Genomic DNA, 13,311 nt, shown 5'->3' with positions numbered 1-13,311 from the left:
CACCACCAGACCCTTGAGTCAAGCTGAATCCGAGAAGTTCACCGCCACGAGTGAACTAGATCTTGCGGGCCGCCCCGGAGGGATGCCACCGCGTCGAGCGGGGTAGCTTCCGGAACCGAACTCGGCCTCGCCCCAGCTGGAGCGGACATGACTCCGGACACCGACGACCGCGCTCCCCGACCGCCCGGAGGCCCGGCCACCGCGCCTTACCACGGCCTCGGGCCGGCAGCGAACGGCAACGCCCGCACCTACGCGTACGGCCGCTTCACGGTGGTCGAGGCCGCGGGCGAGATCGACCTGGAGAGCGCCGGACGGCTCGCCGAGCACCTGGACGCCGCGACGGCCGGGCCCGGACCTGACGTACTGGTCGATCTGCGTCCCGTCGCCTTCCTGGACTGCTCGGGACTGCGGGTGCTGTGCCGGGCCGAGACCCGGGCCGGCGCGCAGGGCGGCCGGCTGCGGCTGGTCTGCGAGGATCCGCGCGTCCTGCGCCTGCTGCGCGCCTCGGGGCTGCTGAAGCGCTTCCCGCCGCTCCCCGGCATCCCCGGTCCCGGCGGCGGCGCCCGGGAGCGGCGCTGATCGCGGGGGCCGGCAGGGCGGCCCCACTCCGCCCCACCGGCCCCCGGTACGGGATCGCGGGCCCCCGCGGGGAGGCCCGCACTCCCCAGTGGCGGGCTTCCTCCGGCGTACCCGAGGGGCCGTACGATCCCGGTCCGGGACGAGGTGACAGCACCTCGGAGCCGCGGTACCTCACGACCGCGCGTCGTGGCCGCGGCGAGCGCGAGTCTGCCGAGTCCACGCCTGGAACACACATCGGACACACAGGTTTCGGTAACCTTTTGTGTTCAATCAGTGGCGTGAAGTAACAGAAGACGATCGAGTGAGACCCGTAACCAAGCGCTTCCCGATCGCCGGAGTCGGCCAGATGGCCGAATACCCCCTGCTCGGCAATCGTCCTGAAACATGCCGCCCGGGCCCCGGCCCCGCTCCGCCGGGCGGGCGCCCCGTGTGAACCCCGCACCCGCGCCGGTACCACGCGCACGCTCCCCGCGCCGCGGCGGCCGTAGTCCCATGGGAACGGCCCTCTCGGAGGCCCCGCGCGGGACGGCGGCTCTCCCGCGCGAAACGGTCGCCGGCCCAGCTCCTCCCGCCCTGGACCGGCGGCCCGAGAGGCCGCCCCGCCCGAGCCCGCCCTGCTCCCCGCGGGCCCTGAGCTTCCCCCCGGCCGGTCCCCCTACCCGGCCTCTCAGATCTGCCAGGAGCGCAGCCGGTCCGCGGCGCCGTAGACGTCCGCCGTGCCGGACATCAGGTCCCGGGCCAGGTCGACGATCGCGCCGTAGGGCGGGTCGATACCGGCGCCGCTGACGAACATGTACGCCACCGCGGTGGCGCAGGCGAAGCGCGCGTTGGCGGAGGGCAGCGGCTTGAGGAGGGCAAGGGTGTGCAGCAGGGCGGCGGCCCGCCAGGCGGGGTCGGAGTCGACACCGAGCCGGGGCGGATCGACACGGTGCCGGGCCACGGCGGCGACCAGCGCGGAGAAGTCGTTGATCGAGGGCTGCTCCGGCATGACTTCCTCATGGCGCTGCAGCAGCCAGGGCACGTCGATGTGGATGACGGGATGGGAGGCGGGTGACATCGGTCAGACGGCCCGCCCCACACCCTGGGCGGGCGCCTCGTCGTCGGGGAACGCGGCGGCGAACTCGTCGGCGTGGGCGGCGAAGAAGCGCCGGAAGGCCTCCGCCCCCTCCTGCAACGCCCGGTGCCGCGCTATGTCGGCCGCGGCCGCCTCACGCACGAGGGCCTTCATCGACGTACCGCGTTCCTTGGCGATCTGCCGCAGATCCTCCAGCTCGCGGTCACTGAACTCCACGTTGAGGGCTGGCATGGACCAACGTTACCTCGCGGGTACTCACGCGTAAATAGCCGCAGGTCAACAGGTGCGGTACACGGTACCTGGCGGGAGTGCCGGGGCGGTTCTGCCCGCCGTGGGCCGGTCCGGCACCGCCGCGTCACCCGCGCGGGGTGAGGACAGCGGCCGAGGAGGCGGGAGAACCTGGGCGGCGGAACTCCTGTAGAGCGGAGGCAATGATGGACTACCCCCTCCTCGACGTCTTCATGACCATGCTGTGGTTCTTCCTGTGGGTCATGTGGTTCGTGCTGCTGTTCCGCGTGATCACCGATCTCTTCCGGGACGACAGTGTGAACGGCTGGGGCAAGGCCGGCTGGACGGTCTTCGTCTGCGTACTGCCGTTCGTGGGCGTCTTCACCTACCTGATCGCCCGGGGACGGGGCATGGGCGAGCGCGACCGGCGGCAGGCACAGGAGCAGGAGAAGGCGTTCCGGGCGTACGTCCGGGAGACCGCGGCGGGGACGGCTCCGCCGCAGAGCGAGGCCGACGCCCTGGCGAAGCTCGCGGGACTGCACGACCACGGGGACATCACCGACGAGGAGTACGCACGGGCGAAGGCACGGGTACTGACGTCGCACTGACTCCGCCCCGCCGGACGGGGCGCCCCCTCCGGACGCGACGCCGCGTGAGCCACTACTCTGGGACACAGGTGAACGCACCCGCTCACGCTGAGTGTGCGCTTGGAAGTGGTGGCGAGATGACCTCGGTCTACCCGTTCGACGACACGGCGACGGCCAGGGCCGTCATCGGCGCGGACGGCACCCTGGTCGCATGGAACGACGGAGCCCGCCGCCTCCTGGGCCACGCGCCGGCGGACGTCCTGGGCCGCCCGGCGGCGGACCTGCTCGCCGACGACGCCACCCCGCGCGTACCGGACGCCCCCCGCTGGGACGGAACCCTCCCCCTGCGGCACCGGGACGGCCGCACCGTCGAGGTCTGGCTGCTGGCCCACCACCGCCCCTCGCACGACGGCGCGCCCGGCGACTGGCTGGTCGTCACCCCGCTGAACAGGGCCGGCCGGCGTCCCGTCGTCGACGACCCGGTCGTCTCCGCCGGGCTCGTCCAGTCCCCCTGCGCCACCGCCGTCTACGACCAGACCCTGCGGCTGCGCCGGATCAACGACGCGATGGAACACCTCCTCGGCCTCCCGGAGGAGCGGATCCGCGGACTGCGGCTCTCCGAGATCGGCGGCAAGCCGGAGAGCGAGGACGCCGAACGGCATCTGCTGAAGGTGCTGACCAGCGGCGAGCCGCAGGACGTACGGTCGTTCATGCGGGCCGGTGCCGAGGAGCGCGCGCACGCCTGGCTGCTGCGGATGTCCCCGGTGACCGACGGCCGGGGCACCGTGCGGGGCGTCTGCGTGGCCGCGCACGACTTCACCGACAACTACCTGGCCCGCGAGCGCCTCCAGATCGTCAACGAGGCCAGCGTCCGGATCGGCACCAGCCTCGACGTCGCCCGGACGGCCCAGGAGCTCGCCGACGTCTGCGTCCCGGCGTTCGCGGACTTCGTGAGCGTCGACCTGCTGGACCCGCAGGCGTACGGCGGTGAGCCCCCGTCCCGGGTCGGGCCCCCCGTCCGCCTGCGGCGCGCCGCGCACCGCTCCCGCAGCACGGACGCCCCGGAGGCGCTGGTCACACCCGGCGAGTTCCTGACCTACCCGCCCGGTTCCCCACAGGCGGACTCGCTGACCGTGGGCCGCACCATCATCGCCTCGGTGCCGGCCGGGGACCTGGACAAGTGGCTGGCCTGGGACCGGCGGCGCGCCGAGCAGGTCAGGCAGTTCGGCATCCACGCGATGATGTCGGTGCCGATCCAGGCCCGCGGTCTCACGCTCGGGGTCGCGGTGCTCAGCAGGCACCGCCGCAGGGATCCGTTCACCCCGGACGACGCGCTGCTCGCCGAGGAGATCACCGCGCGTGCCGCCGTCTGCATCGACAACGCCCGCCGGTACTCCCGCGAGCGCGAGACCGCCCTCGCCCTCCAGCGCAGCCTGCTGCCCCGCACACTGCCGCGCACGGCGGCGCTGGAGGCGGCGTCCCGCTATCTGCCCGCGGCGCGGGCCGGGGTGGGCGGCGACTGGTTCGACGTGATCCCGCTGTCCGGGATGCGGGTGGCGATGGTCGTGGGCGACGTCGTGGGGCACGGGGTGCAGGCGTCGGCGACGATGGGCCGGCTGCGTACCGCCGTCCGCACCCTCGCCGACATCGACCTGGCCCCGGACGAACTCCTCACGCACCTCGACGACCTGGTGCTCCGGCTGTCCGCCGAGTCCGACGGCGACGGCGGCAGCGGCGAGGTCGGCGCCACCTGTCTGTACGCGGTCTACGACCCGGTGTCCCGGCGCTGCACACTGGCCCGCGCCGGTCACGTGCCCCCGGTGCTGATCCGGCCGGGCGCCGCTCCCGAGCTGGTCGAGCTGCCGGCCGGTCCGCCGCTGGGTCTGGGCGGCCTGCCCTTCGAGTCCGCCGAGCTGGACCTCCCCGAGGGCACCGTGCTCTCGCTCCACACCGACGGTCTGGTCGAGAGCCGGGACCGGGACGTCGACGCCAGCCACACGCTGCTGTGCACGGCCCTCGCCCGTGACTCCGGCTCCCTGGAGGAGACCTGCGACCGCGTCCTGCACGCCCTGCTGCCGCCGGGCGGAGCCGCGGACGACGTGGCCCTGCTGCTCGCCCGGACCCAGGGCCTGCCGGCCGGGGAGGTGGCGACCTGGGACATCCCGGCCGACCCCGCACTCGTCGCCCCGATCCGCAAGCAGGTCGTGGAGCAGCTGGAGCACTGGGACCTCAACGAGGCGTCGTTCACCACCGAACTGGTGGTCAGCGAGCTGGTCACCAACGCGATCCGGTACGGCTCCCACCCCATCCGGCTGCGGCTGATCCACGGCGTGACCACGCTGACCTGCGAGGTGTCCGACACCAGTCACACGGCGCCGCATCTGCGCCGCGCCAAGACCTGGGACGAGGGCGGACGCGGGCTGCTGCTGGTCGCCCAGCTCACCGAGCGGTGGGGCAGCCGGTACACCCCCGAGGGCAAGACCATCTGGGCGGAACTGGGCCTGCAACAGCTGGAGTGAGCCACCGGCTCTCCGCCCCGCCGGGTCACCGCCCGGCCGGTGCCGTACCCGCCGGCCCGGACCGACGCATACTCCGCGCGCCGCGGGTTACCTGACCCATCGGCCCCTGCCGCACCCGCGGCCCACCCGCCCACGTCAACCGCGACCGCCTGCACCCCACCCACGACATACGACCGCCCGCCCGCGACACGCCCCCGCTGACCTGCGGCAGACCCCCGACTGAAGAAATTCGCGCGATTCGCGAACCTTTTCCGCCTTTCGCGCATCGGACACTCATGAACGGCGCACAAGGCGCCGTGCGCACCAGGCCACCGCGCAGACGGTGAACTCCCAGGAGTGTGAATGATGGCGTACACGTCCCAGTCGTCCTCGTACCGGGCGGCGGCGCTCCTCGCGGGCACGGTCGCCGTGCTGGGTCTGCTGACCGCCTGCGGCAGCGGCGGTGGCCCGGCCGGCTCCCCGTCGAAGGTGTCCGGCACGACCGGGCCCGCGACCGGGAACACCGGTGCCTCGTCGTCCGACGGTACGAACGGCGGTGCCTCGCTGCCGGCGGCGGCGAAGTCCTCGTCGGGCACGTCGGCCTCGTCCGGGTCGTCCACCACCTCCGCGGCGAAGCAGTCGTCGGGCACCGGCACCTCGGCGGGCGGCCGCTGTCACACCTCCGAGCTCAGGGCGAGCGTCGGGCGCAACGACCCGGGGGCCGGTCAGGAGAACTTCCCCGTCGTCCTCACCAACGACTCCGGCCGCACCTGCACGGTGCGCGGCTACCCGGGCGCCGCGTTCACGGACGCGGCGGGCAAGCAGCTCGGTCCCGACCCCAGGCGGTCCGCGGGGACGCCCGTCACGGTGACGCTGAAGCCCGGCGGCAGCGCCTGGTCGGGGCTGACCTTCTCCAACCCGGAGATCAGCGGCGCGGCCTCGGCGACCCCGGCCACACTGATCGTCACCCCGCCCGACGAGCGCGACTCGCTGAGGGTGGGGTGGACGGGCGGGAAGGTGCCGGTGTCGGGCAACTCGTCGTCCGTGTTCCTGACCGTGTTCAGCCCGGGCACCGCTCCCTGATCCCCCTTCACCACGCGGGCGGCCACCGCGTGACCGTCCGCCGGAGGTACCCGTCCTGAACACCCCGCTCGCCGAGGCCCTGTCCGCGTTCCTGCTCGCCGCCGTACTGGCCTGGGCCGTCGTCCGCCCGTTCGGATGGCCGGAGGCGGCCCTGGCCGTGCCGGCCGCCGTGGTCGCCGTGGCGAGCGGGGCCATCTCACTCGATCACGCGCGGGAGGAGACCGCCCGGCTGGGCCCGGTGGTGGGATTCCTGGCGGCGGTGCTGGTCCTCGCCCACTTCTGCGACGTCGAGGGGCTGTTCCGGGCCTGCGGGGCGTGGACGGCACGCTGGGCGGCGGGACGGCCGGTACGGCTGCTGACGGCGGTGTTCGCGCTGGCGTCGGTGATCACGGCCGTGCTGAGTCTGGACGCCACGGTGGTCCTGCTGACGCCGGTGGTGTTCGCCACGGCGAGCCGGTCGGGGGTGCGGGCCGGACCGCATGTCTACGCGTGCACCCATCTGTCCAACACCGCCTCGCTGCTGCTGCCGGTGTCCAACCTGACCAATCTGCTGGCGTTCACGGCGAGCGGTCTCGGCTTCACCCGGTTCGCGGCGCTGATGGCGGTGCCATGGCTGCTGGCCGTCGGCGTGGAGTACCTGGTGTTCCGGCGGTTCTTCGCGCGCGACCTGGCGGCCGCCGCTCCCCCGCCGGACTCCGCAAAGGCGCCGCCGGTGCCGGTGTTCGCGCTGGTCACCGTGGGGTGCACGCTGGCCGGGTTCGTGGTGGGGTCCGCGGTGGGGGTGGATCCGGCGTGGGCGGCGCTGGCGGGTGCGCTGGTGCTGGCCGTACGGTCCCTGGTGCGGCGGCAGGCCGGCTGGCTCACGGTGCTGAAGGCGGCGGCGCCCGCCTTCCTGGTGTTCGTGCCGGCGCTGGGCATCGTGGTGCGGGCGGTGGTGGACAACGGGCTCGCCGACGCGCTCGGGCAGGTGCTGCCGGCCGGTACCGGGCTCGCGGCACTGCTCGGCACCGCCGCCGTGGCCGCCGTACTGGCCAATCTGATCAACAACCTGCCCGCGGTGCTGGTCCTGCTGCCGCTGGCCGTGCCGTCCGGGGCGGGTGCGGTGCTGGCGGTGCTGCTCGGGGTGAACATCGGGCCGAACCTGACGTACGCCGGTTCGCTGGCCACCCTGCTGTGGCGGCGCATCGTGCGGCAGCACGACCACGGCACGGACCTCGGGGAGTTCACCCGGCTGGGGCTGCTCACCGTGCCGCCCGCGCTGGGGGTCGCGGTGGTGGCACTGTGGGGGTCCCTGCGGGTGATGGGAGGCTGACGGGATGCGTGTGATCGCGTGGGTGGTCGAGGGCACCTGGCCCGCGTGCGTGGACGCCGTCCGCGCCCACGCGCCCGACGGCGCCGAGATCGTGCTGCTGCATGTCAGCGGGCCGGACGTGCCGGGCCTCGCCCACGGGGCGTTCGCCGGGCTGCTCGGCCGGGGGCGCTCCGAGCCCGATCCCGGGCCGCGGCTGCGCGACCTCGGCGGCCGGTCGGCGGCGGAGCTCCTGCGGGCCGCGGCGGACCGGCTGGGGCGGCCGTGCGTCCGGGAGGAGCGCGGCGGGCGGGTCGAGCGGGAGGTGGTGGCCGCGGCGGAGGACGCCGGGCTGCTGGTGCTGGCCAGGGACGGCGACCGGGCGCGGCTCGGGCCGCACAGCCTGGGTCCCGCGGCGCGGTTCGTCGTGGACCACGCGCCGTGCCCGGTGCTGCTGGTGTGGCCGGAGGCGGCCCCGGACCTGACCACGATCCCCCCGCCCCCACCGTCACCGCCCCGCCACTGAGCACCCGCGCCCCCGCCCGGTGGTGAGGGCCGTCGGCGTGTCCGCCGCCGGAAACCGCCGCACACGGCGGGAGGGCGCTCCGGCGTTTCCCGTTCGGTGGACGGGGTCAGCGGGCCGTGCGGCCGGTTCCCCCGCCGTTGCCGCCCCGGCCGCCCGGACCGGTGCCGAAGTCGCCGCCGCAGCCGGACCCGGGGGCGGGACAGGACGGGGTGTCCGGGACCGTCGCGCCGGCCTCGGGGCGCGGGACGGCGGTGCCCGTCGGGGCCGGGGCGGCGGCCGAGCGGAGCCGCGGCGTCGTGGGCGCGGCGGACAGCGGGGCGGCGGAGGGGACCGGGGCCGGGGTGCTGTCGGCGTCCCAGTTGACCTCCTTCATCTGGCTGTCCGGCGTCGAGGTGTCGATCACCCAGCGCTGGCTGGTGGCGTCGGTGCGGGTCTTGAGGACCAGGGCGCCGGCGTCGTCGGTGGCGGCCGGGGTCAGTGCCAGGTTCTGGTTCCAGCGCGGCACCAGGACGCCGGGGAGCGTGAAGTCGTAGCGCACGTTCCTGTCCGCCGCGTCCGTGCAGGACTCCAGCTGTACGGAGTAGGCGAGATGGGAGTCCAGGCACAGGCCGGGGTCCGCGCCGCTGCGCAGCAGTCCGTCGCTCTCGTACGACCACTGCTGGGTCACGGCGCCCGAGCAGCCGGCGAGTTCGGCCTCGGCGTCCTTGAGTGCCTTCCCTCCGGTGACGGCGATGCACAGACCGGACGCGACATTGTGCAGCCGCCCGCGCAGGGCGCCCTTGGACGCCGCCCCGGAGCCGATCCAGGACGGTTTCGACGACGGCTTCGCCGCCTTGCCCTCCACGCCGGAGGCGTCGGTGGAGCCGTGACCGGAGCCGAGCGCGCCCCACAGCACCAGGGGGACGACGACGAGGCCGCCGACCGCCGCCACGGCCAGGGCGAGGTTGCGGCGGCGGGCGCGCCGGGCGGCCCGGTGGGCGGTGCGCCGGGAGGTACGGCGGCTCGCGGGGACCGGCAGGTTCGCCGGGGCGGGGGCGGACCGCGGCGCGGCCGTCTCGAACGGCTCGCCGCCCGCGAGGACGGACTCGGCCGACGGCGGCGCCGCCTCGGCCGGGGCCGCCTCCTCACGCGTGGTGTCCAGCCGGGACTCGCAGTAGGCGCGCCCGCCCCAGCCGAGCACCGCCTCGGCGATGGCGACACCGAGCAGGCCGGCGTCGAACTGGCGCAACTGGTCGGCGGTCTCCCGGCACTGGGTGCAGCGGGCCAGGTGCTCCCGCAGGTCCGGATCGACGTCGACCGCGCCGCGCCGGTAGGTGACGTCCAGCATCCGCGTGTAGCTGCGGCACTCCTGCTCGGGGGCCAGCTCGCGGTGCACCTGGAGGCACTCGTCGCGCAACCGCTCCCGGGCGCGCCCGAGTTCGGTGCGGGCGGTGTCGTCGGACAGCCCGAGCAGCGCGGCCGGTACGGCGAGGGGCTCGGCCTCGACCTCGCTGTGCCACAGCAGGGCGCGGGCGGCCTGCGGGAGCCGGTGGAACGCGCGGGACAGCAGGCGCCGTTCGGGCGGCGGCAGCAGCCGGGCCGCGAGGCGTTCGCCGGTGCCGGAGCGCAGTTCGGGGTGGAGCAGTTCCCGTTGTCCGTCGGTGTCCCATTCGGCGGCGACCCGGCGCACGGTCACCAGCAGATGGGGCCGCCAGCCGGAGGTGGGGCCGGCCTGGCGGATCGACTCGCCGAAGATACGGGTGAACGCGGCGGTGGTGAGCATCCCGGCGGCGCGGGGGCCGTCGGTGCACAGCCGCGCGTAGGCGAACGCCGCTTCCCAGTGCCGGTCGAGGAGTTCGCCGACGGGATGGAGCGCGGGTGCCGTTCCCGTCCAGTTCTTCAGCTCGGCACTGAGCTCCGCGTCCGGTACGTCGAACAGGGGGGCCGACACAAAGGGGGTCGGGCCGCCACGGCCCGACCCGGGGGAATTCGGCATGCGTGCGTCTCTCATGGCTGCATTCCTCCAGACGCAACACGGAAAATAGTACGTACTTTTGGGCGTGCGGGCCGCTGGGGGCACGACCGGGCGCACCACCCGTTCAGGATTCGGCCCCTCGAACACCCACCCCCGGCAGCATTTGCTGAAGCGTGGGGGACGTACGGAGCAGCCTCGTGCGCGCAGTTGGGGGAAATCATCGCGACCGCACGCCGACAACGCACACCTTTGCACAGCCCAGCACAGGCGAACAAGTGATCCTTACGGTTTTCCGCCGACTCCGGGACCCTGCGGGATATTGACGAAACGTCAATCGGCTTCATCCAAGTCCCCCTCTTGCGGGATTTAATTCGCACCGCTTTTCGCGCCGCTCCCCCGGCGCCGGACCCCTGACCCTCGCACAACCTGCACAACTTCTCCCCACACGCCCCGGGAGGACGCCGGACCGCCCCCGGACGGGGTACGGTCCGGCGTCCCGCACCGGTGAGGCCGTGCCCCGGCCGGAAACCGCCCGGCGGGGTCCGTCAGGAGTGGCCGCTGATCGCGTGCGGGGTGTAGGGCCGCTCCAGTTCCGCCGACTCCTCCTCGCCGAGGACGAGTTCCACGGCGGCCACGGCGTCCTCCAGGTGCCCGGGCCGGGCGACGCCGACGACGGGGGCCGCCACGGTGTCCTGGTGCAGCAGCCAGGCCAGCGCCACCTGGGCGCGCGGGACCCCGCGGGCGCCGGCGACCCGGGTGACGGCGTCGACCACGGCGCGGTCGCCCTCCAGGTAGAGGCGGCTCCCGTAGGCGTCGTTCGCGCTGCGCCCGGTGACGGTGTCCCAGTCCCGGGTGAGCCGGCCCCGCGCCAGCGGGCTCCAGGGCAGCACACCGACGCCCTGGTCGGCGCAGAGCGGCAGCATCTCGCGCTCCTCCTCGCGGTAGAGGAGGTTGTAGTGGTTCTGCATGGAGACGAACCGGGTCCAGCCGTGCCGCTCGGCCGTGTACTGCGCCTTGGAGAACTCCCAGGCGAACATCGAACTCGCCCCGATGTAGCGCACCTTCCCCGCCTTCACCAGGTCGTGGAGCGCCTCCATCGTCTCCTCCACGGGCGTGGCCCGGTCGTAGCGGTGGATCTGGTAGAGGTCCACGTGGTCCGTGCCGAGGCGGCGCAGGCTGTGGTCGATCTCCGTCATGATCGCCTTGCGGGACAGTCCGGCGCCGTTGGGTCCGGGCCGGGTCCGGCCGTGCACCTTGGTGGCCAGCACGATCTCGTCGCGGCGCGCGAAGTCCCTCAGGGCCCGGCCGACGATCTCCTCGCTGGTGCCGTCGGAGTAGACGTTCGCGGTGTCGAAGAAATTGACCCCGGCCTCCAGTGCCTGCCGGATCAGCGGACGGGACGCCTCCTCGTCGAGCGTCCACTCGTGCGGGCCCCGGCCGGGAAGGCCGTAGGTCATACAGCCCACACAGATCCGCGACACGTCCAGGCCCGACGAACCGAGCTTCACGTACTGCATCGTTGCTGCCCCTGTCTTCCGAACGGCCACCGTGCGACGACCGGCCCGGCCGTCGCGGCGGACGGCGTGGATCGCCGCCCTCCGGGAGCGTACGACGCCGTGACCGGCTCGATCCGCCCCGTCCCGCGCCGACTTGACTGGGGGTGTTTGGCAACGCTTTGATCCTCTGCGTACCGGTCGTCCCCCTGGTGGTTGGAGTGTGACGTGCCCGTCGAGGGTGGAGCAGGTACGCGGGGCCCGCGTCGCGCGGCCGCGGTCGCCGTGATCGCGGTGACCGCGGCGATGACGCTGGCGGCCTGCGGAGGCGGCGGCAAGGACGCGTCGGCCGATCAGCGGCCGGCCCGGCCGAGCGCGGCGTCCGACGTGGGCACGGCGACCTCGAAGACGTCCCGGCCCGCCGGGTCGCCCAGCCCCGGCCCGGACACGCCGGCCCGGTCGGCGTCGGCGGCCCCGGCCGGGTCGTCCTCCTCGGCCGCCCCGTCCACGGGGGTGCGGCTGCCCCCGAGGCACGCCGGGTTCGACTACCAGATCGGCGGCGCCTACTCCCCGCCCGCCGGGGTCCGTGTCGTCTCCCGCGACCGCTCGTCCTCCCCGGCGCCCGGTCTGTACAACGTCTGCTACGTCAACGCCTTCCAGGCGCAGCCCGAGGAACGCGCGTCCTGGCCCGCCGATCTGCTGCTGCGCGGCGCGGACGGCAAGGTCGTCATCGACGAGGACTGGAACGAGGCGCTGCTCGACATCCGCACCCCCGCGAAGCGGGCACGGATCGCCGAGCGCGTCGACGGCTGGATCGACGGGTGCGCCGCCAAGGGCTTCGACGCGATCGAGCCGGACAACTACGACAGCTACACCCGCTCGCACGGTCTGCTGACAGCCGGCGACGCGACCGCGTTCATCACCCTGCTCTCCCGCCACGCGCACAGCCGCCATCTGGCCATCGGGCAGAAGAACGCCGCCGAACTGGCCGGGCTGCGCAAGAGGACCGGGCTGGACTTCGCGGTGGCGGAGGAGTGCGGTCAGTACGACGAATGCGGGGTGTACGCCAAGGCGTTCGACGACCGCGTGCTGGTGATCGAGTACACGGAATCCGGGCTGCGCAAGGCGCTCGAGGGCTACGGAACCCGGCTGAGCATCGTCCGGCGGGACGTCGATGTGTCGACTCCCGGCAGCAAGGGCTATGTGCGCGAGGTGGGCTGACCCGCCCGTCTCAGCCCGGCTCCACCAGATCCAGCGCCCGCTGCCACCCGAAGTCCGTCCGCCCGCCGTCCGGCCCCGGCTCACCGCTGTACGGCTCGCCGAAGCGGACGCCCATCTCCCGCAGCCGCCGCAGGCTGCTCCCGTAGGCGGGGTGGGAGGCCAGGGCGCCTGTGACACAGGGCAGCGCCGCGATCGGGACACCCAGACCGGCCGCCTCGCACAGGGTGCCCAGCGCCAGGGTGTCGGCGATGCCCGCCGCCCATTTGTTGATCGTGTTGAAGGTGGCGGGCGCGACCACCACGGCGTCCGGCGGCGGGAACGGACGCGGGTCCGCCGGGGTGCGCCAGGCGGAGCGGACGGGGCGCCCGGTCAGGGCCGTCGCGGCCGCGGTGTCGAAGAAGCCGTTCATGGCGGCCGGGGTCGCGATGACCCCGGCCGCCCAGCCCCGCTCCCGCGCCGCGCCGATCAGTTCACCGACTCCCGCCGCGACTCCGGCGGCGCACACCACGACGTACAGGAAGGGCTGTTCGCTCACCCGGGCACCCTACTGGACGGCGCTCAGCCGCCGTCCGGGCCGGTGACCGTGATGGCACCCACCGGGCAGGCGCGGGCCGCCTCCCGGACCATCGGGTCGGCCGCGCCGTCCTCGCGGCCCGGGAGAAGGGTGCTGTAGCCGTCGTCGTCCTGGGTGAACACCTTCGGTGCGGCCAGGGCGCACTGGCCCGCGCCGATGCACAGACCCGTGTCGATGCCGATGTGCTGCGTCGCCATGGCGGTGC

General features: G+C 74.0%; 13 protein-coding genes. 7 read left to right on the top strand and 6 right to left on the bottom strand.

The window, feature by feature from the left end; all coding sequences use genetic code 11:
- The first annotated feature begins 147 nt into the window (after window positions 1-147).
- Window positions 148-579 carry an STAS domain-containing protein gene (locus ABZ862_RS25500; RefSeq protein WP_360962195.1) on the top strand — a complete coding sequence of 144 codons (432 nt, stop codon included), beginning with the start codon at window positions 148-150 and terminating at the stop codon, window positions 577-579.
- Between the two features lie 667 nt (window positions 580-1,246).
- On the opposite strand, the gene ABZ862_RS25495 is transcribed toward ABZ862_RS25500, so the two are convergent.
- Window positions 1,247-1,636, bottom strand: a complete 390-nt coding sequence (locus ABZ862_RS25495) for a toxin Doc (protein ID WP_360962192.1) — start codon at window positions 1,634-1,636, stop codon at window positions 1,247-1,249.
- 3 nt (window positions 1,637-1,639) lie between these two features.
- Window positions 1,640-1,885: a hypothetical protein gene (locus tag ABZ862_RS25490; RefSeq protein ID WP_360962189.1), complete on the bottom strand. Its 246-nt coding sequence runs from the start codon at window positions 1,883-1,885 to the stop codon at window positions 1,640-1,642.
- 203 nt (window positions 1,886-2,088) lie between these two features.
- Here ABZ862_RS25490 and ABZ862_RS25485 point away from each other — a divergent pair, with 203 nt between their 5' ends.
- The 5 genes from ABZ862_RS25485 (at window position 2,089) to ABZ862_RS25465 (ending at window position 7,864) form a co-directional block, all read left to right on the top strand.
- Window positions 2,089-2,490, top strand: a complete 402-nt coding sequence (locus tag ABZ862_RS25485; RefSeq protein WP_360962443.1) for an SHOCT domain-containing protein — start codon at window positions 2,089-2,091, stop codon at window positions 2,488-2,490.
- Between the two features lie 116 nt (window positions 2,491-2,606).
- A complete protein-coding gene (locus tag ABZ862_RS25480) occupies window positions 2,607-4,988 on the top strand; it encodes a SpoIIE family protein phosphatase (protein ID WP_360962186.1) in 2,382 nt (793 codons plus the stop codon).
- A 345-nt stretch (window positions 4,989-5,333) separates the two neighbouring features.
- Complete coding sequence (locus tag ABZ862_RS25475; protein ID WP_360962184.1) at window positions 5,334-6,050, top strand: DUF4232 domain-containing protein; 717 nt, start codon at window positions 5,334-5,336, stop codon at window positions 6,048-6,050.
- 55 nt (window positions 6,051-6,105) lie between these two features.
- Complete coding sequence (locus ABZ862_RS25470) at window positions 6,106-7,362, top strand: SLC13 family permease (protein ID WP_360962441.1); 1,257 nt, start codon at window positions 6,106-6,108, stop codon at window positions 7,360-7,362.
- 4 nt (window positions 7,363-7,366) lie between these two features.
- A complete protein-coding gene (locus ABZ862_RS25465) occupies window positions 7,367-7,864 on the top strand; it encodes a universal stress protein (protein ID WP_360962181.1) in 498 nt (165 codons plus the stop codon).
- A gap of 106 nt (window positions 7,865-7,970) precedes the next feature.
- Here ABZ862_RS25465 and ABZ862_RS25460 read toward each other — a convergent pair whose 3' ends face one another.
- Together ABZ862_RS25460 and ABZ862_RS25455 are read right to left on the bottom strand one after the other, a co-directional pair.
- A complete protein-coding gene (locus ABZ862_RS25460) occupies window positions 7,971-9,854 on the bottom strand; it encodes a ricin-type beta-trefoil lectin domain protein (RefSeq protein ID WP_360962178.1) in 1,884 nt (627 codons plus the stop codon).
- A 509-nt stretch (window positions 9,855-10,363) separates the two neighbouring features.
- Window positions 10,364-11,335, bottom strand: coding sequence for an aldo/keto reductase (locus ABZ862_RS25455; RefSeq protein WP_360962175.1), 972 nt, complete (start codon window positions 11,333-11,335; stop codon window positions 10,364-10,366).
- A 204-nt stretch (window positions 11,336-11,539) separates the two neighbouring features.
- Here ABZ862_RS25455 and ABZ862_RS25450 point away from each other — a divergent pair, with 204 nt between their 5' ends.
- Entirely contained in the window at window positions 11,540-12,532 is a 993-nt protein-coding gene (locus ABZ862_RS25450; protein ID WP_360962173.1) for an endo alpha-1,4 polygalactosaminidase, read from the top strand.
- A gap of 10 nt (window positions 12,533-12,542) precedes the next feature.
- On the opposite strand, the gene ABZ862_RS25445 is transcribed toward ABZ862_RS25450, so the two are convergent.
- Together ABZ862_RS25445 and ABZ862_RS25440 are read right to left on the bottom strand one after the other, a co-directional pair.
- The gene (locus ABZ862_RS25445; RefSeq protein ID WP_360962170.1) at window positions 12,543-13,067 is read right to left on the bottom strand and encodes a flavoprotein; all 525 of its coding nucleotides are present in this window, start codon (window positions 13,065-13,067) and stop codon (window positions 12,543-12,545) included.
- A 23-nt stretch (window positions 13,068-13,090) separates the two neighbouring features.
- Window positions 13,091-13,303 (bottom strand): ferredoxin, encoded by a 213-nt coding sequence (locus tag ABZ862_RS25440; RefSeq protein ID WP_360962167.1) that lies wholly within the window; start codon window positions 13,301-13,303, stop codon window positions 13,091-13,093.
- Window positions 13,304-13,311: the final 8 nt, after the last annotated feature.

This window comes from Streptomyces sp. NPDC047000, assembly GCF_040644295.1.
Lineage (GTDB): Bacteria > Actinomycetota > Actinomycetes > Streptomycetales > Streptomycetaceae > Streptomyces.
This window is presented reverse-complemented; position numbering and strand designations above follow the sequence as displayed.

Coding starts and splice junctions, on each gene's coding strand:
- ABZ862_RS25500 (WP_360962195.1), top strand. CDS start 148: ATGACTCCGGACACCGACGACCGCGCTCCCCGACCGCCCGGAGGCCCG.
- ABZ862_RS25495 (WP_360962192.1), bottom strand. CDS start 1,636: ATGTCACCCGCCTCCCATCCCGTCATCCACATCGACGTGCCCTGGCTG.
- ABZ862_RS25490 (WP_360962189.1), bottom strand. CDS start 1,885: ATGCCAGCCCTCAACGTGGAGTTCAGTGACCGCGAGCTGGAGGATCTG.
- ABZ862_RS25485 (WP_360962443.1), top strand. CDS start 2,089: ATGGACTACCCCCTCCTCGACGTCTTCATGACCATGCTGTGGTTCTTC.
- ABZ862_RS25480 (WP_360962186.1), top strand. CDS start 2,607: ATGACCTCGGTCTACCCGTTCGACGACACGGCGACGGCCAGGGCCGTC.
- ABZ862_RS25475 (WP_360962184.1), top strand. CDS start 5,334: ATGGCGTACACGTCCCAGTCGTCCTCGTACCGGGCGGCGGCGCTCCTC.
- ABZ862_RS25465 (WP_360962181.1), top strand. CDS start 7,367: ATGCGTGTGATCGCGTGGGTGGTCGAGGGCACCTGGCCCGCGTGCGTG.
- ABZ862_RS25460 (WP_360962178.1), bottom strand. CDS start 9,854: ATGAGAGACGCACGCATGCCGAATTCCCCCGGGTCGGGCCGTGGCGGC.
- ABZ862_RS25455 (WP_360962175.1), bottom strand. CDS start 11,335: ATGCAGTACGTGAAGCTCGGTTCGTCGGGCCTGGACGTGTCGCGGATC.
- ABZ862_RS25440 (WP_360962167.1), bottom strand. CDS start 13,303: ATGGCGACGCAGCACATCGGCATCGACACGGGTCTGTGCATCGGCGCG.